Source organism: Pseudomonas sp. SED1, from assembly GCF_034044025.1.
Taxonomy (GTDB): Bacteria; Pseudomonadota; Gammaproteobacteria; order Pseudomonadales; family Pseudomonadaceae; genus Aquipseudomonas.
In genome coordinates, this window is record NZ_JAXCIS010000128.1 from 1 (window position 1) to 21,188 (window position 21,188).

Consider the following 21,188-nt stretch of genomic DNA (forward strand, 5'->3'; position numbering starts at 1 on the left):
GCCTTACTAACTCCTTCTGGGCTTCGATGATCTGAAGCAGCTCGCTGTCGAAACCTACATAACTCTTTGTTTACCAAGGAGTTTTCCGTTTCGACTGCGCCGGAAGTGGGGCGAATTATAGACTTCCAGAATCTGCCGTCAACACCTTTTTTCACAATACTGCCATATCGGTCAAAAAAGCCCTGAAAAGCAAAGGCCGGCCCCAAGGGGCCGGCCTTCTACTTACCGAACCTACAAACTAGGAAAGGCAAACTGCGACGCTTCATGACTGGCCCGTTGCGGCCAGCGCTGGGTAATCGCCTTGCGACGGGTGTAGAAACGCACCCCATCCGGCCCATAAGCATGCAAGTCGCCAAACAGCGAACGCTTCCAGCCACCAAAGCTGTGATACGCCACCGGCACTGGCAGCGGCACGTTGACGCCAACCATGCCTACTTCAATCTCGTCACAGAACAACCGCGCAGCTTCACCGTCACGGGTGAAGATGCAGGTACCGTTGCCGTACTCGTGATCGTTGATCAGCTGCATGGCCGCTTCCAGGCTATTCACCCGAACAACGCACAACACCGGCCCGAAGATTTCTTCTTTATAGATGCGCATCTCAGGCGTCACGCGATCAAACAGGCAGCCACCCAGGAAGAAGCCGTCTTCATGACCGGCAACACTCAAGCCACGACCATCGACTACCAGTTCGGCCCCCGAAGAAACGCCGTCTTCTATATAGCCGCTGACCTTATCCCGCGCCTGACCGGAAACCAGCGGCCCCATGTCCAAGCCACAGGTAGTGCCCGCACCGATCTTCAGCGCCTTGATCTGCGGCACCAACTTGGCAATCAACGCATCCGCTACCTGGTCGCCAACACACACGGCAACAGAGATCGCCATGCAACGCTCACCGCACGAACCATACGCCGCGCCCATCAAGGCACTGACCGCGTTGTCCAGATCCGCATCCGGCATCAGCACCGCATGGTTCTTCGCCCCGCCCAACGCCTGCACACGCTTGCCGCGCTTGGTCGCTTCGGAATAGATGTACTCGGCAATCGGTGTCGAACCCACAAAGCTCAATGCTTTGACTTCCGGCGCTTCAATCAGCGCATCCACCGCGCCTTTGTCGCCGTGTACCACACTCAGCACGCCTTTAGGCAAGCCCGCTTCCTGCAACAGTTGTGCAATCAGCAGCGTCGAGCTTGGATCACGCTCCGACGGCTTGAGGATGAAGCAGTTACCGCAGACGATCGCCAGCGGATACATCCACAACGGCACCATCGCCGGAAAGTTGAACGGCGTGATACCGGCCACCACACCCAACGGCTGGAAGTCAGACCATGCGTCAATGTTCGGGCCAACGTTACGGCTGTACTCACCCTTGAGGATCTCCGGCGCCGAGCATGCGTACTCCACGTTCTCGATCCCGCGCTTCAGTTCGCCCGCCGCATCCTCCAGAGTCTTGCCATGCTCTTCGCTGATCAACTGGGAGATGCGCGCTTCGTTCTGCTCCAGCAACTGCTTGAAACGGAACATCACCTGGGCACGCTTGGCCGGTGGCGTGTTGCGCCAGGCCGGGAACGCAGCCTTGGCCGAGTCGATGGCAGTTTGAATGGTTTCGCGGCTGGCCAATGGCACCTGGTGAATCACCTGGCCAGTCGACGGGTTGTACACGTCAGCCGTGCGACCGTTCTCGGTCACCAGTTGGCCGTTGATCAAATGCTGGATGAGGCTCATGCAGGGCTCCTGAAAAGTTGTTCTATATAGAAGGAGAAATCAGTCGATCTTGTTCAGCACTTCGCCGACCGCATCGAACAAGCGATCCAGGTCCTGCGGCTTGCTGTTGAAGGTTGGCCCGAACTGCAAGGTGTCGCCGCCAAAGCGCACGTAGAAGCCGGCTTTCCACAAGGCCATGCCGGCCTCGAATGGACGCACAATCGCATCACCGTCACGCGGCGCAATCTGGATCGCACCGGCCAGGCCGTAGTTACGAATGTCGATCACGTTCTTGCTGCCCTTCAGGCCGTGCAATGCATTTTCGAAATGCGGTGCGACTTCGGCCACGCTCTGCACCAGGTTTTCCTTCTGCAGCAGGTCGAGTGCCGCCAGGCCGGCCGCGCACGCCACCGGGTGAGCCGAGTAGGTGTAGCCGTGTGGGAATTCCACCGCGTACTCAGGCGTCGCCTGATTCATGAACGTCTGATAAATCTCGGTGCTGGCAATCACAGCGCCCATCGGGATCGCGCCGTTGGTGACTTGCTTGGCAATGCACATCAGGTCCGGGGTCACACCGAAACTGTCGGCACCAAACATCGAACCGGTACGACCGAAGCCGGTGATCACTTCGTCGAACACCAACAGGATGTTGTGTTGATCGCAGATCTCGCGCAGACGCTTCAGGTAACCCTGCGGCGGAACCAGCACGCCAGCGGAACCCGCCATCGGTTCAACAAATACCGCGGCGATGTTCGACGCATCGTGCAACTCGATCAGCTTGAGCAGCTCATCCGCCAAGGCAATACCGCCCAACTCCGGCATGCCACGGGAGAACGCATTGCTCGCCAACAGGGTGTGAGGCAGATGGTCAACATCCATCAGGCCCTGACCAAAAATCTTACGGTTGCCGTTCACGCCGCCCAGGCTGGTACCGGCGATGTTCACACCGTGATAACCACGGGCACGGCCGATCATCTTGGTCTTGGTCGCCTGGCCCTTCAGGCGCCAGTACGCACGCACCATCTTCACGGCGGTATCGGCACACTCGGAGCCGGAGTCGGTGAAGAACACGTGGTTCAGGTTGCCCGGGGTAAGGTCGGTAATCTTTTCTGCCAGTTGGAACGACAACGGATGACCGTATTGGAAGCCCGGCGAGTAGTCCAACGTCCCCAACTGCTTGGAGACCGCTTCCTGGATTTCCTTGCGAGTGTGCCCGGCGCCGCAGGTCCACAGACCCGACAGCGAGTCATACACCTTGCGCCCCTTGTCATCGGTCAACCAGCTGCCTTCGGCCGCCACAATCAGGCGCGGGTCACGATGGAAGTTGCGGTTGGCGGTGTACGGCATCCAGTGCGCGTCCAGCTTCAGTTGGCTGGCCAGGGTGGACGGAGCGTTTTCGGGCATGTTCATGAGCAAAACCTCGCAAGGCATAAGGCAGCGTCGGGATTTGAAAAGCGTTGTTGCAGCTAAATTGCCACGGGGATAAAGTCTGTGAAACCCAACTCTTCTAACCTTCAGTCAGGCCTTCACTAAACTATGAGCAGCCGTCGACCCGACCCTCTGGCCCAAGTCAGCGACTTCGATATCCGCCTGTTGCGCATCTTTCGCAGCGTGGTGGAGTGCGGTGGCTTCTCGGCGGCGGAAACCGTTCTGGGGATTGGTCGCTCGGCCATCAGCCAGCAAATGAGTGATCTTGAACAGCGCCTTGGCCTACGCTTGTGCCAACGCGGGCGTGCGGGTTTTTCCCTGACCGAAGAAGGACGCGAGGTATACCAGTCGGCGTTGCAACTGCTCAGCGCCCTGGAAAGTTTCCGCACCGAGGTCAACGGCCTGCACCAACACTTGCGTGGCGAACTGATCATCGGCCTGACCGACAATCTGGTCACCCTGCCCCACATGCGCATCACCCACGCCTTGGCACAGTTGAAGGAGCGCGGCCCGGACGTACAGATCCAGATCCGCATGATCGCCCCCAATGAAGTCGAACAAGGGGTGCTCGACGGTCGCCTGCACGTCGGCGTAGTCCCCCAGGCCAGCGCCCTGTCGGGGCTTGAATACCAGCCGCTGTACAGCGAACGCTCGCTGCTCTACTGCGCAGTCGGCCACCCGCTGTTTTACGCCGACGACAAGCAACTGGACGACGAACGCATCAACAGCCAGGACGCCATCGCCCCGACCTTCCGCCTGCCCGCCGATATCCAGGCGCACTACCAGGCACTCAATTGCACCGCCAGCGCCTCGGACCGCGAAGGCATGGCCTTCCTGATCCTGACCGGCCGCTACATCGGCTACCTGCCCGACCACTACGCCAGCCTGTGGGTACAACAAGGCCGACTGCGTGCGCTGAAACCGGCTACACGTTTTTACGATTTGAGCCTCGCTTCGGTCACGCGCAAGGGCCGTCGCCCTCATTTGGTGCTGGAAAGTTTTCTCGAAAGTCTGGCCGCAACGCGCTAACACGGGCCTTACAGAAAAACCTGAGCAACTGGACAGCTTTTTGCAAGGCAAGGGGATCTCGAACCATCAGCCATGAGCTCCCCACCATGCCGCCAGAATCCGAAAACCCCAGCGACCTGATCTACGGCCTCAACGATCGGCCCAAACCTTTGCCTGCATTGCTTGCCGCGTTGCAGCATGTATTAGCCGCCTTTGTCGGCATCATTACTCCACCGCTGATCATCGGTTCCACCCTCGGTCTCACCGCCCACCTGCCCTACCTGATCAGCATGGCGTTGATGGTTTCTGGTGTAGGCACATTCATCCAGGCGCGTAGGCCATTTGGGATTGGCGCCGGGATGATCTGCCTGCAAGGCACCAGCTTCGCGTTTCTCGGTGCGGTGTTGTCGGCAGGTTTCCTGGTCAAACAACGCGGCGGAAGCCCGGAAGACATCCTGGCGATGATCTTTGGCGTGTGCTTCTTCGGCGCGGCAGTGCAGGTGGTGTTGAGCCGCTTTATCGGCCAACTGAGAAGAGTGATCACGCCCTTGGTCACCGGCATTGTCATCACCCTGATTGGCATCAGCCTGATCAAGGTCGGCATCACCGACTTGGGCGGCGGCTTCAACGCCCCGGACTTCGGCGCCCCGACCAACCTGGCACTCGGTGTGTTCGTGGTAATGACCATCATCCTGCTCAACCGCTCGAACACCCCATGGGTACGCCTCAGCGCCATCATCATCGGCCTGGCTTTGGGCAGCCTCGCCGCCTGGTTCAGCGGCAAACTGGTGCCGCAGGCCCTGCCTGACCTGCCATTGATTAGCCTGCCTACACCGTTCCATTTCGGTTTCAACTTCGACTGGAGCGCTTTCCTACCGGTGGCGCTGATTTATCTGATCAGCACCATCGAAACCGTCGGCGACCTCACCGCCAATTGCATGATCGCCCGCCAACCCATCAGCGGCCCTTCCTATATAAGCAGGCTCAAGGGCGGCGTGCTGGGGGACGGTATCAGTTGCATGATCGCCGCTACCTTCAGCGCCTTTCCCAACACGACCTTCGCCCAGAACAACGGCGTGATCCAACTGACCGGCGTCGCCAGCCGTTACGTTGGCCTGTACATCGGCGTCGTGCTGTTTTGTCTCGGGCTGTTTCCGCTGATTGGCGCGGTGCTGCAACAAATCCCCAAACCGGTACTCGGCGGGGCAACCCTGGTGATGTTCGGCAGCGTCGCCGCCGCCGGGGTGCGCATCCTCGCCCAGGCACCGCTGGACCGACGCAGCATGCTGATCATCGCCACCTCGTTCGGCGTCGGCCTGGGGATCGCCGCCCAGCCAAACCTGCTGCACCTGATGCCAACGCTGGTGCAAAACCTGTTCGACTCCGCCATCACCAGCGGCGGCCTGACCGCCATTGTGTTGTGCCTGTTGTTGCCCGAACCCAAGGCCACCGCGAATGCCGCAAACCAGGCCCTGGAAAGCGACACTCTGGAGCCGCTTTGATGGTTTTATCGTATCGGGACTTGTCTGGGGCTTGAGGGTGGGTTATCTGTGCACACGTCGTATTCATCGATCTGCACGGAAACCTCCATGAGCCTCGAAGTTCCTGCCCACAGCAACCACGCCGGAAAACCTGCAAGCCGCATTCGGCAAAAGAACGAACAAGCGATTCTGCAGGCCGCCGAAGACGAGTTCGCCCGTCATGGCTACAAAGGCACCAGCATGAACACCATCGCGGCGAGTGCCGGGTTGCCGAAAGCCAACTTGCACTACTACTTCACCAACAAGCTGGGCCTGTACATTGCCGTGCTCAGCAACATCCTCGAACTCTGGGACAGCACCTTCAACACCCTGACCGCCGAGGATGACCCGGCCGCGGCCCTGACCCGCTACATCCGCACCAAGATGGAATTCTCCCGGCGCCAGCCACAAGCCTCGCGGATCTTTGCGATGGAGATCATCAGTGGCGGCGAATGCCTGACCGAATATTTCAGCCAGGACTACCGCGCCTGGTTCAGCGGTCGTGCGGCGGTGTTCCAGGCCTGGATCGACGCCGGCAAGATGGACCCCATCGACCCCGTGCACCTGATCTTCCTGCTGTGGGGCAGCACCCAGCATTATGCCGACTTCGCCACGCAGATCTGCCGGGTGACCGGTCGCACCAAGCTGACCAAGCAGGACATGGAAGACGCCGGCACCAACCTTATCCAGATCATTCTCAAAGGCTGTGGCATCAAGCCGGCCCTCTAAACGAAGTTACCCATGCCTTTCACGCTTACCGGCTTTTGCGAGTTTCGCGAAGAAATTCGCAAAAGCCGCTTCATTACCCTCGCCGCCCCCATCAGCAGCCCCCAGGACGCCCAGGCCTTCATCGACCAGCACAGCGACCTGAACGCTACGCACAACTGCTGGGCCTGGAAACTCGGCGATCAATACCGCAGTAACGATGACGGCGAGCCCGGCGGCACGGCCGGGCGCCCGATCCTGGCCGCGATCGAAGCGCAGGATTGCGACCAAGTCGTAGTGCTGGTGATCCGTTGGTACGGCGGCATCCAACTGGGCACCGGCGGCCTGGCCCGGGCCTATGGCGGCGGCGCCAACAAATGCCTGCAAGCCGCCGAACGCGTCGAGTTGATCAAACGTGTGCCGCTGAGTTGCTCCTGTGGTTTTGCCGAGCTGCAGTTGGTGAAACTGCGAGTGGCCGAACTGGGCGGGCTGGTGGTTGAAGAAGTCTTCACCGCCAATGGCGTCGACCTGCAACTGGCCCTCGGCGAAGCCCATATCGACACCCTGCAAACCCAGCTCGCCGACCTGAGCCGCGGGCGCATTCTGCTGGAGCGCTGAAACTGCCCACATCTACTGTGCACCTGCCTGTGGATAACCTGAGCACACTCGCCTGTAACCCTTCTGTCACAAGGCTTTCAGGCGGTTGTTCAGTTTTTGCTCAGCCCGCTGCACTAACGTATTAATCCAGCTCAAAAACAGTCAGTTAGGCGGGTTATGTCCTTTAGAACAAAGGGTCGCAGCGCTTATATCCACCGATCACGCTTGCGCACAATTACTGTGGAGCAACCTGTGGATAACCCGTGCAAGAGTGAGCCGGCAGCAGAGCCCGCAACGCCCCGGCGCAACTGAGCGTTTTTTGATCAATTTGCTGCCCGGCGCACCGGCATCAACTGCGCCACCGCCCACAGCACTTCAAACACCACGACAACCACCAACACTAGACTTGCGCCGTGGGCCAGCGCGTAAATCTGCCAAGTCGCAAATAACACCCGGCCGGCGGCGTCATAGCGGCCGAATATCGCTTGGGGATCACGGATTCGCAGCACCGACCACACGCACACAATCGAGCCCATCAGGTTGGCCATCAACATATGCACAGGCGCGAACGGCGGCAGTTCGCCGGGCAGATTCAACGCCACCAAAGCGTTATGCAGCAGAACAAAGGTCCAGGGGGTGACCAGCGCCGCGGTGACGATCAAATCGTACCAACCGCTGGCCCGAACCAGTTGACGGTATTGGTGTGCAGTCCACATAGCAGCAAGCTCCTTCAATTCAAGAAGCCAGCACGCTAAAGCCTGGAGTATGCTCCAGGGTCAAGCCCCTTCGAGCCCTCCGCATGCGTATCGGCGAATTAGCCCAGGCCAGCCAGGTCAGCCGCGACACCCTGCGCTTCTACGAGCAACGCGGGTTGATTGCCGCACAACGCAGTGCCAACGGCTACCGCGACTATCCCGCCGACATGGTGCAGTTGGTGCTGTACATCAAGACCGCCCAGCGCCTGGGCTTCAGCCTGGCTGAAATCGGCAACAGCGTCGGCGCACTATGGCAAGCTCCAGATCCCGACAGCGCCGTCACTCAACTGTTGCAAGACAAGCTCAACCTGATCGAAACCCGCATCGCCGAACTCGACCAACTGCGCCAGGAGTTGCAGCAAAGGCTCGGCCAGCGTTGTCCACTGAACCCGTGAACCTCCACCGTCAAAGGAAGCCATTCATGTCCACTTCAAAAACCGCACTGATTATCGGCGCCTCCCGGGGCCTGGGCCTTGGCCTGGCCAAGCAACTGCTGGCGGACGGCTGGGACGTGACCGCCACCGTGCGCGATCCGCAAAAGGCCGATGCCTTGAAGGCCCTGGGCCCGGTGCAGATCGAAAAGCTCGACATGGATGACCAACAGGCCGTGATCGCCCTGAGCCAGCGCCTCAAGGCAAAAACCTTCGACCTGCTGTTCGTCAACGCCGGCGTCAAAGGCCCGGCCAATCAGGAACCGGGCCACGCCACCCTGGCCGAAGTCGGCCAACTGTTCTTCACCAACGCAGTGGCGCCGATCAACCTGGCCCAGCGTTTTGTCGGGCAGATCCGCCCGGATACTGGCGTGCTGGCCTTCATGAGTTCGATCCTGGGCAGCGTGACCATCCCCGACGGCTCGGACCTGGCCTTGTACAAAGCCAGCAAGGCCGCCCTCAACTCCATGACCAACAGTTTCGTTACCCAGTTGGGTGATCAAAAACTGACCGTGCTGTCGTTGCACCCGGGCTGGGTGAAAACCGACATGGGCGGCGAAAACGCACACATCGACGTGCCCACCAGCGTGCGCGGCCTGATCGACCAGGTGAATGCCTACAGTGGTAAGGGTGGCCATCACTTTGTGGACTACAAAGGCGAGACCATCGCCTGGTAAAAAACCGCGATCGTTATCGGCCGATTGCCGTCGATAACGATCCACCCGTACACTGCGCACCTCGCCCTTCCCGGCGACCCTGGATCAGCAGACAGGGCAACACTGAGCTGGCAAACCTGAACCCATCATTCAGAGGAGCCGGCCAATGCCTGCGACCCGTATCTGGTTAAAAAACCCCCTCGCGATTTTCACTGCCAATGGCCTCGACGCCCGTGGTGGCCTGGTGCTGCAAGACGGTGTGATCACCGAAGTGCTGGGCTGGGGACAAGAGCCCGCCGTGCCCTGCGGACAAGTCTTCGATGCCCGTGAGCATGTCGTCCTTCCGGGGCTGATCAACACCCACCATCACTTCTATCAAACCCTGACCCGCGCCTGGGCGCCGGTGGTTAACCAGCCGTTATTCCCGTGGCTGAAGACCCTGTATCCGGTCTGGGCGCGACTGACCCCGGAAAAACTCGCCCTCGCGTCTAAAGTCGCCCTCGCGGAATTGCTGCTCTCAGGCTGCACCACCGCAGCGGATCACCACTACCTGTTCCCGGAAGGCCTGGAACATGCGATCGACGTACAAGTCGACAGCGTGCGTGAACTGGGCATGCGCGCCATGCTCACCCGCGGCTCAATGAGCCTGGGCGAGGCCGACGGCGGGCTGCCACCGCAGCAAACCGTGCAACAGGGCGAAGTGATTCTGGAAGACAGCCGCCGTCTGATCCGCCAGTACCACGAGCGCGGCGACGGCGCGCAAATCCAGATCGCCCTGGCGCCCTGCTCGCCGTTTTCCGTCACCCCGGAAATCATGGAAGCCAGCGCCGAACTGGCCAACAACCTCGACGTGCGCCTGCACACGCACCTTGCAGAAACCCTCGACGAAGAAGACTTCTGCCTGCAGCGTTTCGGCCTGCGCACTGTGGATTACCTCGACAGCGTCGGCTGGCTCGGCCCGCGTACGTGGCTGGCCCATGGGATTCACTTCAACCCGGAAGAAATCGCACGCCTCGGTGCGGCCGGAACGGGGATCTGCCATTGCCCGAGTTCCAACATGCGCCTGGCATCCGGGATTTGCCCGACCCTCGACCTGCTCGCCGCCGGCGCACCGATTGGCCTGGGCGTGGACGGATCGGCGTCCAATGATGCGTCGAACATGATCCTGGAAACGCGTCAGGCTTTGTACATCCAGCGGCTGCGTTACGGGGCGGAGAAGATCACCCCGGAGCTGGTGCTGGGTTGGGCGACGAAAGGCTCGGCACAGTTACTCGGCCGCAGCGATATCGGCGAACTGGCCGTAGGCAAACAGGCGGACCTGGCGTTGTTCAAACTGGATGAGCTGCGCTTTTCCGGCAGCCATGACCCGATTTCGGCACTGCTGCTGTGCGGCGCCGACCGGGCGGACCGGGTGATGGTCGGCGGCAAATGGCGGGTGATCGACGGGCAGGTTGAGGGCCTGGACCTGAAAGGCTTGATTGCCGATCACAGCCAGGCGGCACGGGAACTGATCAACCGGACTTAACTGAAGAAACACCCTCAAAATGTGGGAGCGGGCTGGCTCGCGAAAGCGTTGGGTCAGTCAATATATCTGGCGACTGACACTCCGTATTCGCGAGCAAGCCCGCTCCCACACAAGCCCGGTTCCCACAATTATTTCTGCGGTGTTTTGAGGATCGGTTACAACCCCAACAGCGACAACATGATAAACGTCGCAAACAACACAAAATGGGTCATCCCTTCGATGGCGTTGGTTTCGCCATCGTTGAGGTTGATCGCACTGACAATCAGCGTGATAAACACCATCACCGTCTGCACCGGCGTCATCGCCATCTGAAACGGCTGGCCGGTGTACAGAGCCATGGCTTCCATCACCGGCACCGTCAGGATCACTGTCGACAGCGACGCACCCAGCGCGATGTTCACCACCGACTGCATGCGGTTAGCCAGTGCTGCGCGCAACGCGGTCAAAATCTCCGGCGCAGCGGAAATCGCGGCCACGATGATCGCCGTGATCACCGGCGGAGCACCGGTTCCTTCCAGGCCCAGGTCGAGGGTCTTGGACATCACCTCGGCCAACGCACCAATCACGATCACGCCAAACACCAAAGTCCCGACAGAGAACGCCAGGTTAATCGGCGGCGACTCTTCTTCCGGCTGTTTCTTGCGGCGTTTTTCCGGGTAGCTGTAGCTGAAGAAATAACTGTGAGGCCCCACCTGCATCCGCAGGAACAACGTGTACAGCACCACCATCGCGCCAATGGTGAAGGCCGAGTAAATTTTCCAGTCGGCTTCGGGGATAAATTCCGGCACCACCATCGACACACCCATGGCGGTAAGGATCATCACACTGTAGGTCCGCGCGGAATCGTCGTTATAGGACTGCTCGCCATGTTTGATCCCGCCCATCAGCGCCGCCAGGCCGAGGATGCCGTTGATGTCGAGCATCACTGCCGAATAAATGGTGTCGCGCACCAGGGTCGGCGACGGCTCGTTACTCATCATGATCGCCAGGATCACCACTTCCACCAACACGGCGGCAAGGGTCAGGATCATGGTGCCGTAGGGATCGCCAACCTTTTCCGCCAGTTGCTCGGCGTGATGCGCCACGCGCATCGAGGCTACGACGATAAAACCGATCAGCGCTATGCCGCCGAGCAGCGCCACCATCTGCCCGCTGTGCAGCATCCAGTGCTCCAGCGGGTATGCGGCGATGGCGGCAATCAGCGCCAACAGCATGAATTTTTCTTGCTTGATAGATGTGAGCATTGCAGGCCTTTTGAACGCGGCGAATCCGTCATTGATGGGGTACAGACTGCACCGCGCCGCTAACGTTTCGTTACACCTTAGTTCACGCATCGCTTGCACGACGTTCGCGGATGCTCACCGCTTGGTCAGGTTTTGCCGATTATTTCGGCGTGCGCCTGTAGAATGCCGCCATTGCACCTGATGAGAATTTATAAATGTACGATTGGCTCAACGCCCTGCCCAAGGCTGAATTGCACCTGCACCTGGAAGGCTCGCTGGAGCCTGAGCTGCTGTTCGCCCTGGCCGAACGCAACAAAATCGCGCTGCCGTGGAACGACGTCGAAACCCTGCGCAAGGCCTACGCCTTCAACAACCTGCAAGAGTTTCTCGACCTCTACTACAAAGGCGCCGATGTATTGCGCACCTCCCAGGACTTCTACGACCTGACCTGGGCCTACCTGCTGCGCTGCAAGGCGCAGAACGTGATCCACACCGAGCCGTTCTTCGACCCGCAGACCCACACCGACCGTGGCGTGCCGTTCGAAGTGGTGCTCAATGGCATCGCCGCCGCGTTGAAAGACGGCGAGCAGCAACTGGGTATCACCAGTGGTTTGATCCTCAGCTTCCTGCGCCACCTGAGCGAAGAAGAAGCCGAAAAAACCCTCGACCAGGCGCTGCCATTCCGTGATGCGTTTGTTGCCGTGGGCTTGGACAGTTCGGAAATGGGTCACCCGCCGAGCAAGTTCCAGCGCGTGTTCGACCGTGCCCGTCACGAAGGTTTCCTGACCGTCGCCCACGCCGGCGAAGAAGGCCCGCCGGAGTACATCTGGGAAGCCATCGACCTGCTGAAAATCCAGCGTATCGACCATGGTGTACGCGCCATTGAAGACGAACGCCTGATGCAGCGGATCATCGACGAGCAGATCCCGCTGACGGTGTGCCCGCTGTCCAACACCAAGCTCTGCGTGTTTGACGACATGTCCCAGCACAACATCCTCGACATGCTTGAGCGTGGGGTGAAGGTCACGGTGAACTCGGATGACCCGGCGTACTTCGGCGGTTATGTCACCGAGAACTTCCATGCGCTGTACACCTCCCTGGGCATGACCCAGGATCAGGCCAAGCGCCTGGCGCAAAACAGCCTGGATGCACGGTTGGTCAAGCCTTAACCAACGACCGGTCTGGCGAGCCGGGCAATTTCCATTTGCCCGGCTTCACTGACCTGCAGCACCTGAGACTCATTGATCACACTGACCCAGTTCGACTGCAAACACAGTTGCAATAGCGCGACCCCCAACGCACCGCCCAGGTGCGGCTGCTGTTCGCTCCAATCAAAACAATCACACACGACCGGCTGAACCAGTGCCTGGGTAAAAATCCCCAGCGCAGCGAGTTTGCGCGCCCCCAGCGGTGTCACTTCAGTGCGCTGCTCCGCACGTTCGATCCACCCTGCTGCCATCATCCGTTGATACAAACCCGCCGCCAGTTCGCCGCCCAGGTGGCCATGGCAGAGCCTGGCCCGCCGCAAAGCGAGAGGCGCAATCAGTGACTGGGAATGGGTGGGCGTACTGCGTGCAACGCTGGCCATGGTGGTGCAGGCCAGGGCATCCACGGCGGCGCCCACGTCGGCGGCGGCCATACGGAAAAAGCGTTTGCCGCTACGGGCCTCGACGCGCAACAGCCCGCCGGCCGTCAAACGTGTCAGATGAGCATTCGCCGAGGCCGACGACAGCCCCGCCAACGTAGCCAATTCATCGCAAGGTTTAGCCGAGCCGTCCATCAACGCCCAGACCATCGCGGTGCGTTTCGGGTCGGCCAGCAGGTTGGCGATCTGACTGATGCAAGGTGCCTGTTCCATGTGCTCATTCACTCCCTGTTGAATCATTCGTCTGCTGCAGTTCGCGGAAAAGTATAAGCGTGAAAACGCCGGGTTCCGTGCCGTCTTACAGCGCAACCAAGGACAGAGGCTGAAGGAAATTTCCCGATATTCCCGGAGTTAGGGTGTAGGGGCGGACCGCTCCGGCAACTGCGCAGTCAATGTCGCACAACGAGCAACGAGCATTTCCCGCAGAAGATTGATCGGCTTGCTCAGTTGCGCGCGATGGGCGCACAGCAGGTTGAGCGGCGTGCGCTCGCCCCGCAGCTCCGGCAGGATCAGGCGCAGGCGCCCGGCCAGCACATCAGAGCTGACATCCAGCCAGGACTTGTAGGCGATACCCACCCCGGCCACCGCCCAGCGCCGCACCACATCGGCGTCGTCGCTGAATCGGTCGCCGGTCACGGTCAGGCTGACGTCGCGCTTGCCATCGTTGAAACCCCAATGGTCATGCACCCGGCTGCCGAGCATATACAGCAGGCAATTGTGTTGGGTGAGCTGTTCCAGATGGCGCGGTTCGCCATGCCGCGCCAGGTAGCTGGGGGCGGCGCAGAGCACGCGGTGGTTGTCCGGGGCGATGGGCAGCGCGATCAGGCTGGAATCTTCCGGCTCGCCGTAGCGCAGGGCGATGTCCACCGGCTGGCGGAACAGGTCGGCAATCCGGTCGCCCAACAGCAGGCGTACGCTCAGGTCGGGGTATTCGCGCTGGAACTCATCCAGCCAGGGCAACAGCTGGTTACGCCCAAAGTCCGACGGCGCCGACAGTTGCAGCACCCCGCTGACTTGGTCCTGGCCACTGGCCAATAAGCGCCGGCCTTCATCCAGGCTGCTCAAGGCGGCACGGGCGTACTCCAGAAAGCCCTCACCCTCGGCGGTCAGGCGCAGGCTGCGGGTGGAGCGCGCCAGCAAACGTGCGCCCAGTTGCTGTTCGATACGCTTCAACGCCGCGCTGGCCACCGCCGCCGACATGTCCATGACCCGCGCCGCCGCCGAAAGGCTGCCCAGGTCTGCCGCACGCACAAACAACTGCAAGTCATCAAAACGCAGCACGCTGACCGCCCATTATCAAAAAAATGTTGAAAGAGACTGCTCTTTTAGCGGGTTTTATCTTCGAGAGAAATAGCCAATCATCTGTCCATCCCGTTCATCACGTATCTGGAGTCGAATATGTCTGCTGCCTTTAACGTCATCGCCACGCTGATCGCCAAACCCGGCCAACAAGCCACCCTGGAAACCCTGCTGCGCGAGCTGCTGGAACCGACCCGCGTCGAGGCTGGCTGCCAGCAGTACGACCTGCACCAGGACCTTCAACACCCCGAGACCTTCTACATGCTCGAACGCTGGAGCGACGACGCCGCGCTGGCCGACCACGACCAGAGCGCCCATATCCAGAATTTCCGCGCCAAGGCTGCCGACGTGCTCGAGCATTTCGAACTCAAGCGCCTGAAGTTTCTTGCCTGATCAACCGACCCCTTTTTGGAAACCATCATGAAAGCCATCGCCTACTACGCCGCATTGCCCATCAACGATCCAAAATCCCTGCAAGACATCGAATTGCCAGAACCGGTCGCCGGCCCCCGCGACCTGCTGGTGGAAGTCAAAGCCATCTCGGTGAACCCGGTGGACACCAAGGTGCGCCAGAACGTCGCCCCGGAAAACGGCGCCGCCAAAGTGCTGGGCTGGGACGTGGCCGGCGTGGTCAAGGCCGTGGGCAGTGAAGTGAACCTGTTCAAGGTCGGTGACAAGGTGTTCTACGCCGGCTCCTTGGTACGCCCCGGCGGCAACAGCGAACTGCACACCGTGGATGAACGCATCGTCGGCCACATGCCAAAAACCCTCGGGTTTGCCGACGCCGCCGCCCTGCCGCTGACCGCTATCACCGCCTGGGAGTTGCTGTTCGAACGCCTGCAAGTGCGCGAAGGCAAGACCGATGAAGGCCAGAGCCTGCTGATCGTCGGTGCGTCGGGTGGTGTGGGATCTATCCTGACCCAACTGGCGAAACAGCTTACCGGCCTGAAAGTCATCGGCACCGCCTCCCGGCCTGAAACCCAAGCATGGGCCAAGGACCTGGGCGCCGACCTGGTGATCGATCACAGCAAACCGTTGAGCGAAGAATTGAAAAACGCTGGCCATCCGCAGGTGAACTATGTCGCCAGCCTGACCCAGACCGACCAGCACCTGGACCAACTGGTAGAAGCGCTGATTCCACAAGGCAAACTGGCGCTGATCGACGATCCCAAGGCGCTGGATATCAGCAAGCTCAAGCGCAAGAGCCTGTCGCTGCATTGGGAGTTCATGTACACCCGCTCGATGTTCGAGACCAGCGACATGATCGAGCAGCACAACCTGCTCAATCGCGTGGCCGAACTGATCGACGCCGGCACCCTGAAAACCACGGTGGGCGAGCACTTTGGCGTGATCAACGCGGCCAACCTGCGCCGCGCCCACGAACTGCTGGAAAGCGGCAAGGCCAAGGGCAAGATCGTGCTGGAAGGGTTCTAAGGAAAGGTTCTGTCAGTGTCGTCTGTTATTCATGTGAGTAATGGACGACACCGCTAGTCAGAGACTTGATCCTTGTCATATTTGTGAGCGTATTCGGGTTTATATTGGCCGCCTTTGCCACGCAATTTACGTGAGGAAGTCAGCAATGAAGATCCTGATAAAAGCGCTAGCAAGATCCGAAGGCAACAAATGGCAGGTCCGTCTCGACCAGAACGCCTTTACCTTCCGCAGTGAGGCCGAAGCCCGCGCGTTTGCCGACACCCTGCAAACCCGTATCCAGGCCCCTCACCGATTCCCCGAAAGCCAGCAGCGTTCTGCTGGCTGACCCGCTCAGTCCGCCGCTTGCAGTGCCCGTTGGCGCTGCAGGCGCTGGGTCAGCATCGCGAACGTCACCGCAAGCACGCCACACAAGCTGATGACCATTGCCATCGGCATCGCCGTGCCATCGTGCAACACGCCGACCAACGACGCCGCGCCAGCTGCCACACTAAACTGAATGCAACCGAGCAACGCCGACGCGCTGCCCGCCCGCGCGCCCTGCCCGCTCATGGCGCAGGCCGAGGTGTTGGGCAAAATGCAGCCCAGGCTGGCGATGCAGATAAACAGCGGCACCAGCAAAGGCCACAAGGCGTCAGTGCGCAGTGCAGTAATTGCCAGCAACGACAGGCCCGCCGCCAGGTAGACCCATACCGTGCGCGACAGCAAAAACGCCGGGCCGCGTGAGGCCAGCAAGCGCGCATTGACCTGTGCCACCAGGATAAAGCCGGCGGCGTTGGAGCCGAAGACCCAGCCATAGTGCTCGGCGGGCACGCCATAGAGTTTGATAAAGACGAAAGGCGAGCCCGCGATGTAGGCAAACATGCCGGCAATCGAGATACCACCGGTCAAGGCATAGCCCAGGTACACCCGGTCCGACAACAACCGGCCGTACTGGCGCAGCGCGCCCGACAGCGGCTGGCGCGGTTGATGGGCGGGGAAACTTTCCGGCAGCCCGACCGCTACCGCGATGGCCGCCATCACACTGAATGCCGTCAGCGCCAGGAATATCGACTGCCAGCCCCAGATACCGACCATCACCCCGCCCGCCAGCGGCGCGAGGATCGGGGCCAGCCCGGTGACCAGCATCAGCTGCGAAAACACCTTGGCCGAGCCCACCGCGTCACATTTATCGCTGACCACCGCCCGGGAGATCACCATGCCCGCGCAACCGCCCAGGGCCTGGACGAAACGCGCGCCGATCAGCCATTCCAGAGAAGGCGCGTACGCACACGCGAACGAGGCCAGGGTAAACAGGGTGACGCCGCTGAGCAGCGGCCCGCGTCGGCCAAAACGGTCCGCCAGCGGCCCATAGATCAGCTGGCCGATCGCCAGGCCCGTGAAGTACACGGCCAAGGTCAGCTGAATATGTTTTTCGTCGGTGCCGAATGCCACGGCCATGGCCGGGAAACCCGGCAGGTAGAAGTCGATGGCCAATGGCGCGAACGCGCTCAAGGCCCCCAAAATCAGGATTATACGAAGGTTCATCAGGCACCCAGGTGAGTCGGCAGCCCGACAGTCTAGCCGGGCATGGGTGCCTTGAACATTAAGTTAGCTCGCTAACTATCAGAAAGTCAGGCGAGCTTGATGCTGTAGCCTTCTTCGCTGATCAGGTTGATCACCTCCGCTGGCGACAGCAGGCTGCTTTCCACTCCGACTTCCTTTGCCGCGAGGTCGACGCGCACGCTGGCTGCCGGGTCCTTATCCTGCACCGCCTGGGTGACCGAGCGAACACAGTGGCCGCAGGTCATTCCTTCAACGCTGAATACTTGCATGACATGACTCCTTTGATGAGGTTGCCCGCAGTTTTGACCTTGCCACGATGGCAAGGTCAAGTTCTGAAAACATCGGCCGGGCTGGCATTCATTCGCGCCCTCGGCCAAGCTGCACCTATCCACGATGTAAACCTCGGAGAATTCACCATGCGCTGGTCGTTTTTTGGCCTTGTCAGCCTGTTGGGCTTGTTTGCTGCTGTGCCACCTGCCAGCGCGGATGAAGATTATGCGGTGCTGATCATTTCCCGGGAGCGCCTCGAAGTGCCGACCAACTGCGAGATTGGTTTGTACATTCAAGACCAGTTGGCCGGGCGGCTGTTCCAGGAGCAGGCCACCTCCTTCAACTTGCCGGCCGGGAATGTGTCGCTACGCCTGAAATTGTTGCCGGGGCAATCCCAGGGCTGCTTGCCGGGCATGCTCGCCCCACCGGCGCAAAACATCACGTTGAAGGCGGGCGACGTGCGCAAGCTGCGTATCGCGCAAGGTCCGGACGGCATGTACCTGAAGCCGGCCGCACTGGAATACTAAGCCCCGAAAACCTGTAGGAGCGAGCTTGCTCGCGAAGGTCGTGAACGATAACGCGCCTATCCTGAATGAACGCGGCGCTCTCAGGTTTTTCGCGAGCAAGCTCGCTCCTACAGTAAAAAAGCGTCTTGACCTTCCCCGCAGGTCAAGGTTGATCCTATGGGCAATCTCTCTTGGAGTACTGCCCATGAACGGATCCACCACCTTCGACCTGCCGATCAGCGGCATGACCTGCGCCAGTTGCGCCGGGCGGGTTGAACGGGCACTGGGCAAAGTGCCCGGGGTGCAAAGCGTCAGCGTCAACCTGGCCAACGAACGCGCCCACATCGAAGTGCTCGGCCAAATGGACCCCAGCGTCCTGATCGCCGCCGTCGACAAGGCCGGCTACACGGCCACCCTGCCCCAAAGCGAAACCGCCACCCAGGCCAGCCAGGAACAACGCCTGAGCCACGAACGCTGGTCGCTGCTGTTGGCGATCCTGCTCGCCGCGCCGTTGGTGCTGCCGATGCTGGTGCAACCGTTCGGCCTGCACTGGATGCTCCCCGCCTGGGTTCAATTTGCCCTGGCCACCCCGGTGCAATTCATCTTCGGCGCGCGCTTCTATATCGCCGCCTGGAAAGCCGTACGCGCCGGAGCCGGCAATATGGACCTGTTGGTAGCCATCGGCACCAGCGCCGGTTACGGCCTGAGTATCTATGAATGGCTCACGGCGTCCGCGGGCACGATGCCCCACCTGTATTTCGAAGCCTCAGCGGTGGTGATCGCCCTGGTGCTGCTGGGTAAATACCTGGAAAGCCGCGCCAAGCGCCAGACCGCCAGTGCCATCCGCGCCCTGGAAGCCTTGCGCCCGGAGCGGGCGATTCAAGTGATCGACGGGCGCGAGCAAGATGTTGCCATCACCGCCCTCAAGCTGAATGACCTGGTGCTGGTCAAACCCGGCGAGCGCTTCCCGGTGGACGGAGAGGTGGTTGAAGGCCAAAGCCATGCCGACGAGGCGCTGATCAGCGGTGAAAGCCTGCCGGTGCCGAAGCAGCCTGGCGATGCAGTCACTGGCGGCGCCATCAACGGCGAAGGCCGGCTGCTGGTGCGCACCCTGGCCCTTGGCGCAGAGAGCGTATTGGCAAGGATCATCCGCTTGGTGGAAGACGCCCAGGCCGCCAAGGCTCCGATCCAGAAACTGGTGGATAAGGTCAGCCAGGTGTTCGTGCCGGTGGTGCTGGTGCTGGCCTTGGCCACGCTGATCGGCTGGTGGCTGTATGGCGCTCCGTTGGAAGTTGCGCTGATCAATGCCGTGACCGTGTTAGTCATCGCTTGCCCTTGCGCCCTTGGTCTCGCCACACCCACCGCCATCATGGCCGGCACCGGCGTCGCCGCCCGCCACGGCATCCTGATCAAGGATGCCGAAGCCCTGGAGCGCGCCCATGAAGTCAGCGCCGTAGTATTCGACAAGACCGGCACCCTGACCTCCGGCGCACCGAAAATTGCGCACTTGGCCGCCGTCGATGGCAATGAAGCGGCCCTGCTGCAACAGGCCGGGGCGCTGCAACGAGGCAGTGAACATCCGCTGGCCAAGGCGGTGCTGGATGCCTGTACCGAACAGGGCCTGGACGTGGCCGATGTCAGCGCCAGCCAATCCCTTACCGGGCGCGGCATCGCAGGCACTCTCGACGGTCGGCAACTGGCGCTGGGCAACCGTCGCCTGCTGGAGGAAACGGGCTTGAGCACCGGTGATCTCGCCGACTCGGCCAGCGCCTGGGAGGCCGAAGGCCGCACCTTGTCCTGGCTGATCGAGCAAGGCCCGCAGCCCCGCGTGCTGGGTTTGTTTGCCTTCGGCGACACGCTCAAACCGGGCGCCCTGCAAGCAATACAAGCACTCAAGGCTCGGCACATCAGCAGCCACCTGCTGACCGGCGACAACCGTGGCAGCGCCCGCGTGGTCGCCGAAGCCTTGGGCATCGACGACGTGCACGCCGAGGTGTTGCCTGCGGACAAGGCGGCTACCGTCGCCGAGTTGAAGAAGACCGGCGTGGTAGCGATGGTCGGTGACGGCATCAACGACGCACCGGCCCTGGCCGCGGCCGACATCGGCATCGCGATGGGTGGCGGCACCGACGTGGCCATGCACGCCGCCGGGATCACCCTGATGCGCGGCGACCCACGCCTGGTGCCCGCCGCGCTGGAAATCAGCCGCAAGACCTATGCGAAAATTCGACAGAACCTGTTCTGGGCCTTTGTGTATAACTTGATCGGCATTCCGCTGGCCGCGTTCGGCCTGCTCAACCCGGTAATGGCCGGTGCGGCCATGGCCCTGTCCAGCGTCAGCGTGGTGAGTAATGCGCTGCTGTTGAAAACCTGGAAACCCAAGGATCTGGAGGACGAACGTCCATGAACATTGGCCAAGCAGCACGCCAAAGTGGCCTGAGCGCCAAGATGATTCGTTATTACGAGTCCATCGGCTTGTTGAAAGCCGCCCATCGCACCGACAGCGGCTACCGCATTTATGGTGCCGATGACTTGCACACCCTGGCGTTTATCAAGCGTTCGCGGGATTTGGGATTTTCCCTTGAGGAGGTTGGCAAGTTGCTGACCCTCTGGCAGGACCGGGGCCGTGCGAGTGCCGACGTCAAGGCATTGGCCCGCCAGCATATCGATGAGCTGAACCAGAAGATCCGCGAGTTGGGGCAGTTGCGCGATACGTTGCAGGACCTGGTGGAACACTGCCAGGGTGATCATCGGCCGGATTGCCCGATTCTCAAGGAACTGGCGTCGGGCAGTTGTTGCGCCTGACGAGATTTAACTGACTGCACAAAGCAAATGTGGGAGCGGGCTTGCTCGCGAAAGCGGTGGATCAGTCAACTGATGTATTGACTGACACTACACATTCGCGAGCAAGCCCGCTCCCACATTTGGATATCCACTCGC

The 21,188-nt window shown here is 60.8% G+C and carries 22 protein-coding genes; 14 read left to right on the forward strand and 8 right to left on the reverse strand.

Features of this window, described 5'->3' with window-relative positions; translation table 11 throughout:
• Positions 1 to 231: 231 nt before the first annotated feature.
• Together SNL23_RS16460 and SNL23_RS16465 are read right to left on the reverse strand one after the other, a co-directional pair.
• Positions 232 to 1,725, reverse strand: a complete 1,494-nt coding sequence (locus SNL23_RS16460) for a CoA-acylating methylmalonate-semialdehyde dehydrogenase (RefSeq protein WP_318302797.1) — start codon at positions 1,723 to 1,725, stop codon at positions 232 to 234.
• Between the two features lie 39 nt (positions 1,726 to 1,764).
• Positions 1,765 to 3,114, reverse strand: a complete 1,350-nt coding sequence (locus SNL23_RS16465; protein ID WP_008430786.1) for an aspartate aminotransferase family protein — start codon at positions 3,112 to 3,114, stop codon at positions 1,765 to 1,767.
• Between the two features lie 126 nt (positions 3,115 to 3,240).
• On the opposite strand from SNL23_RS16465, the gene SNL23_RS16470 reads away from it, so the two are divergent.
• From SNL23_RS16470 to SNL23_RS16485, 4 genes are all read left to right on the forward strand, one after another.
• A complete protein-coding gene (locus tag SNL23_RS16470) occupies positions 3,241 to 4,161 on the forward strand; it encodes a LysR family transcriptional regulator (RefSeq protein ID WP_010174131.1) in 921 nt (306 codons plus the stop codon).
• A gap of 86 nt (positions 4,162 to 4,247) precedes the next feature.
• Positions 4,248 to 5,642, forward strand: a complete 1,395-nt coding sequence (locus SNL23_RS16475; protein ID WP_076017929.1) for a uracil-xanthine permease family protein — start codon at positions 4,248 to 4,250, stop codon at positions 5,640 to 5,642.
• 87 nt (positions 5,643 to 5,729) lie between these two features.
• Positions 5,730 to 6,389 (forward strand): TetR/AcrR family transcriptional regulator, encoded by a 660-nt coding sequence (locus SNL23_RS16480; RefSeq protein WP_318302798.1) that lies wholly within the window; start codon positions 5,730 to 5,732, stop codon positions 6,387 to 6,389.
• A 12-nt stretch (positions 6,390 to 6,401) separates the two neighbouring features.
• On the forward strand, positions 6,402 to 6,983 hold the full coding sequence (locus SNL23_RS16485; RefSeq protein WP_076017930.1) for an IMPACT family protein: 582 nt from the start codon (positions 6,402 to 6,404) through the stop codon (positions 6,981 to 6,983).
• Between the two features lie 302 nt (positions 6,984 to 7,285).
• Here SNL23_RS16485 and SNL23_RS16490 read toward each other — a convergent pair whose 3' ends face one another.
• Complete coding sequence (locus SNL23_RS16490; protein ID WP_318302799.1) at positions 7,286 to 7,678, reverse strand: hypothetical protein; 393 nt, start codon at positions 7,676 to 7,678, stop codon at positions 7,286 to 7,288.
• An 83-nt stretch (positions 7,679 to 7,761) separates the two neighbouring features.
• On the opposite strand from SNL23_RS16490, the gene SNL23_RS16495 reads away from it, so the two are divergent.
• The 3 genes from SNL23_RS16495 (at position 7,762) to SNL23_RS16505 (ending at position 10,329) form a co-directional block, all read left to right on the forward strand.
• On the forward strand, positions 7,762 to 8,112 hold the full coding sequence (locus SNL23_RS16495; RefSeq protein ID WP_076017932.1) for a MerR family transcriptional regulator: 351 nt from the start codon (positions 7,762 to 7,764) through the stop codon (positions 8,110 to 8,112).
• 26 nt (positions 8,113 to 8,138) lie between these two features.
• Positions 8,139 to 8,825, forward strand: coding sequence for an SDR family oxidoreductase (locus SNL23_RS16500; protein ID WP_076017933.1), 687 nt, complete (start codon positions 8,139 to 8,141; stop codon positions 8,823 to 8,825).
• A 145-nt stretch (positions 8,826 to 8,970) separates the two neighbouring features.
• Positions 8,971 to 10,329 carry an 8-oxoguanine deaminase gene (locus SNL23_RS16505; RefSeq protein WP_318302801.1) on the forward strand — a complete coding sequence of 453 codons (1,359 nt, stop codon included), beginning with the start codon at positions 8,971 to 8,973 and terminating at the stop codon, positions 10,327 to 10,329.
• Between the two features lie 155 nt (positions 10,330 to 10,484).
• On the opposite strand, the gene SNL23_RS16510 is transcribed toward SNL23_RS16505, so the two are convergent.
• Complete coding sequence (locus SNL23_RS16510) at positions 10,485 to 11,573, reverse strand: calcium:proton antiporter (RefSeq protein WP_318302802.1); 1,089 nt, start codon at positions 11,571 to 11,573, stop codon at positions 10,485 to 10,487.
• 194 nt (positions 11,574 to 11,767) lie between these two features.
• Here SNL23_RS16510 and SNL23_RS16515 point away from each other — a divergent pair, with 194 nt between their 5' ends.
• A complete protein-coding gene (locus SNL23_RS16515) occupies positions 11,768 to 12,721 on the forward strand; it encodes an adenosine deaminase (protein ID WP_008430770.1) in 954 nt (317 codons plus the stop codon).
• On the opposite strand, the gene SNL23_RS16520 is transcribed toward SNL23_RS16515, so the two are convergent.
• Positions 12,718 to 13,410, reverse strand: a complete 693-nt coding sequence (locus SNL23_RS16520) for an ArsR/SmtB family transcription factor (RefSeq protein WP_076017936.1) — start codon at positions 13,408 to 13,410, stop codon at positions 12,718 to 12,720. The two genes, SNL23_RS16515 and SNL23_RS16520, sit on opposite strands and share 4 nt — an antisense overlap.
• A 138-nt stretch (positions 13,411 to 13,548) precedes the next feature.
• On the reverse strand, positions 13,549 to 14,478 hold the full coding sequence (locus tag SNL23_RS16525; RefSeq protein WP_167664897.1) for a LysR family transcriptional regulator: 930 nt from the start codon (positions 14,476 to 14,478) through the stop codon (positions 13,549 to 13,551).
• A 117-nt stretch (positions 14,479 to 14,595) separates the two neighbouring features.
• Between SNL23_RS16525 and SNL23_RS16530 the strand changes: the two genes are divergently transcribed.
• From SNL23_RS16530 to SNL23_RS16540, 3 genes are all read left to right on the forward strand, one after another.
• Positions 14,596 to 14,889 carry a putative quinol monooxygenase gene (locus SNL23_RS16530; RefSeq protein WP_010174107.1) on the forward strand — a complete coding sequence of 98 codons (294 nt, stop codon included), beginning with the start codon at positions 14,596 to 14,598 and terminating at the stop codon, positions 14,887 to 14,889.
• A gap of 27 nt (positions 14,890 to 14,916) precedes the next feature.
• Positions 14,917 to 15,930 (forward strand): zinc-binding alcohol dehydrogenase family protein, encoded by a 1,014-nt coding sequence (locus SNL23_RS16535; protein ID WP_318302803.1) that lies wholly within the window; start codon positions 14,917 to 14,919, stop codon positions 15,928 to 15,930.
• Between the two features lie 145 nt (positions 15,931 to 16,075).
• Positions 16,076 to 16,255, forward strand: coding sequence for a hypothetical protein (locus SNL23_RS16540; protein WP_003211153.1), 180 nt, complete (start codon positions 16,076 to 16,078; stop codon positions 16,253 to 16,255).
• A 5-nt stretch (positions 16,256 to 16,260) separates the two neighbouring features.
• Here SNL23_RS16540 and SNL23_RS16545 read toward each other — a convergent pair whose 3' ends face one another.
• Together SNL23_RS16545 and SNL23_RS16550 are read right to left on the reverse strand one after the other, a co-directional pair.
• On the reverse strand, positions 16,261 to 17,454 hold the full coding sequence (locus SNL23_RS16545; protein WP_167664894.1) for a multidrug effflux MFS transporter: 1,194 nt from the start codon (positions 17,452 to 17,454) through the stop codon (positions 16,261 to 16,263).
• A gap of 86 nt (positions 17,455 to 17,540) precedes the next feature.
• A complete protein-coding gene (locus tag SNL23_RS16550; protein ID WP_318302804.1) occupies positions 17,541 to 17,741 on the reverse strand; it encodes a heavy-metal-associated domain-containing protein in 201 nt (66 codons plus the stop codon).
• A gap of 147 nt (positions 17,742 to 17,888) precedes the next feature.
• Here SNL23_RS16550 and SNL23_RS16555 point away from each other — a divergent pair, with 147 nt between their 5' ends.
• The 3 genes from SNL23_RS16555 to cueR all read left to right on the forward strand — a co-directional run bounded on the left by SNL23_RS16555 (position 17,889) and on the right by cueR (position 21,053).
• A complete protein-coding gene (locus SNL23_RS16555) occupies positions 17,889 to 18,269 on the forward strand; it encodes a hypothetical protein (protein WP_318302805.1) in 381 nt (126 codons plus the stop codon).
• A 184-nt stretch (positions 18,270 to 18,453) separates the two neighbouring features.
• Positions 18,454 to 20,655, forward strand: a complete 2,202-nt coding sequence (locus tag SNL23_RS16560; protein WP_318302806.1) for a heavy metal translocating P-type ATPase — start codon at positions 18,454 to 18,456, stop codon at positions 20,653 to 20,655.
• A complete protein-coding gene (gene cueR, locus SNL23_RS16565) occupies positions 20,652 to 21,053 on the forward strand; it encodes a Cu(I)-responsive transcriptional regulator (RefSeq protein ID WP_076017943.1) in 402 nt (133 codons plus the stop codon). Before SNL23_RS16560 ends, cueR begins: the two co-directional genes overlap by 4 nt.
• The last annotated feature ends 135 nt before the right edge of the window (positions 21,054 to 21,188 follow it).

What these genes read in the sequence shown, in the direction of transcription:
- SNL23_RS16460 (WP_318302797.1), bottom strand. Translation starts at nt 1,725, where the DNA reads ATGAGCCTCATCCAGCATTTGATCAACGGCCAACTGGTGACCGAGAAC.
- SNL23_RS16465 (WP_008430786.1), bottom strand. Translation starts at nt 3,114, where the DNA reads ATGAACATGCCCGAAAACGCTCCGTCCACCCTGGCCAGCCAACTGAAG.
- SNL23_RS16470 (WP_010174131.1), top strand. Translation starts at nt 3,241, where the DNA reads ATGAGCAGCCGTCGACCCGACCCTCTGGCCCAAGTCAGCGACTTCGAT.
- SNL23_RS16475 (WP_076017929.1), top strand. Translation starts at nt 4,248, where the DNA reads ATGCCGCCAGAATCCGAAAACCCCAGCGACCTGATCTACGGCCTCAAC.
- SNL23_RS16480 (WP_318302798.1), top strand. Translation starts at nt 5,730, where the DNA reads ATGAGCCTCGAAGTTCCTGCCCACAGCAACCACGCCGGAAAACCTGCA.
- SNL23_RS16485 (WP_076017930.1), top strand. Translation starts at nt 6,402, where the DNA reads ATGCCTTTCACGCTTACCGGCTTTTGCGAGTTTCGCGAAGAAATTCGC.
- SNL23_RS16490 (WP_318302799.1), bottom strand. Translation starts at nt 7,678, where the DNA reads ATGTGGACTGCACACCAATACCGTCAACTGGTTCGGGCCAGCGGTTGG.
- SNL23_RS16495 (WP_076017932.1), top strand. Translation starts at nt 7,762, where the DNA reads ATGCGTATCGGCGAATTAGCCCAGGCCAGCCAGGTCAGCCGCGACACC.
- SNL23_RS16500 (WP_076017933.1), top strand. Translation starts at nt 8,139, where the DNA reads ATGTCCACTTCAAAAACCGCACTGATTATCGGCGCCTCCCGGGGCCTG.
- SNL23_RS16505 (WP_318302801.1), top strand. Translation starts at nt 8,971, where the DNA reads ATGCCTGCGACCCGTATCTGGTTAAAAAACCCCCTCGCGATTTTCACT.
- SNL23_RS16510 (WP_318302802.1), bottom strand. Translation starts at nt 11,573, where the DNA reads ATGCTCACATCTATCAAGCAAGAAAAATTCATGCTGTTGGCGCTGATT.
- SNL23_RS16515 (WP_008430770.1), top strand. Translation starts at nt 11,768, where the DNA reads ATGTACGATTGGCTCAACGCCCTGCCCAAGGCTGAATTGCACCTGCAC.
- SNL23_RS16520 (WP_076017936.1), bottom strand. Translation starts at nt 13,410, where the DNA reads ATGGAACAGGCACCTTGCATCAGTCAGATCGCCAACCTGCTGGCCGAC.
- SNL23_RS16530 (WP_010174107.1), top strand. Translation starts at nt 14,596, where the DNA reads ATGTCTGCTGCCTTTAACGTCATCGCCACGCTGATCGCCAAACCCGGC.
- SNL23_RS16535 (WP_318302803.1), top strand. Translation starts at nt 14,917, where the DNA reads ATGAAAGCCATCGCCTACTACGCCGCATTGCCCATCAACGATCCAAAA.
- SNL23_RS16540 (WP_003211153.1), top strand. Translation starts at nt 16,076, where the DNA reads ATGAAGATCCTGATAAAAGCGCTAGCAAGATCCGAAGGCAACAAATGG.
- SNL23_RS16545 (WP_167664894.1), bottom strand. Translation starts at nt 17,454, where the DNA reads ATGAACCTTCGTATAATCCTGATTTTGGGGGCCTTGAGCGCGTTCGCG.
- SNL23_RS16550 (WP_318302804.1), bottom strand. Translation starts at nt 17,741, where the DNA reads ATGCAAGTATTCAGCGTTGAAGGAATGACCTGCGGCCACTGTGTTCGC.
- SNL23_RS16555 (WP_318302805.1), top strand. Translation starts at nt 17,889, where the DNA reads ATGCGCTGGTCGTTTTTTGGCCTTGTCAGCCTGTTGGGCTTGTTTGCT.
- SNL23_RS16560 (WP_318302806.1), top strand. Translation starts at nt 18,454, where the DNA reads ATGAACGGATCCACCACCTTCGACCTGCCGATCAGCGGCATGACCTGC.
- cueR (WP_076017943.1), top strand. Translation starts at nt 20,652, where the DNA reads ATGAACATTGGCCAAGCAGCACGCCAAAGTGGCCTGAGCGCCAAGATG.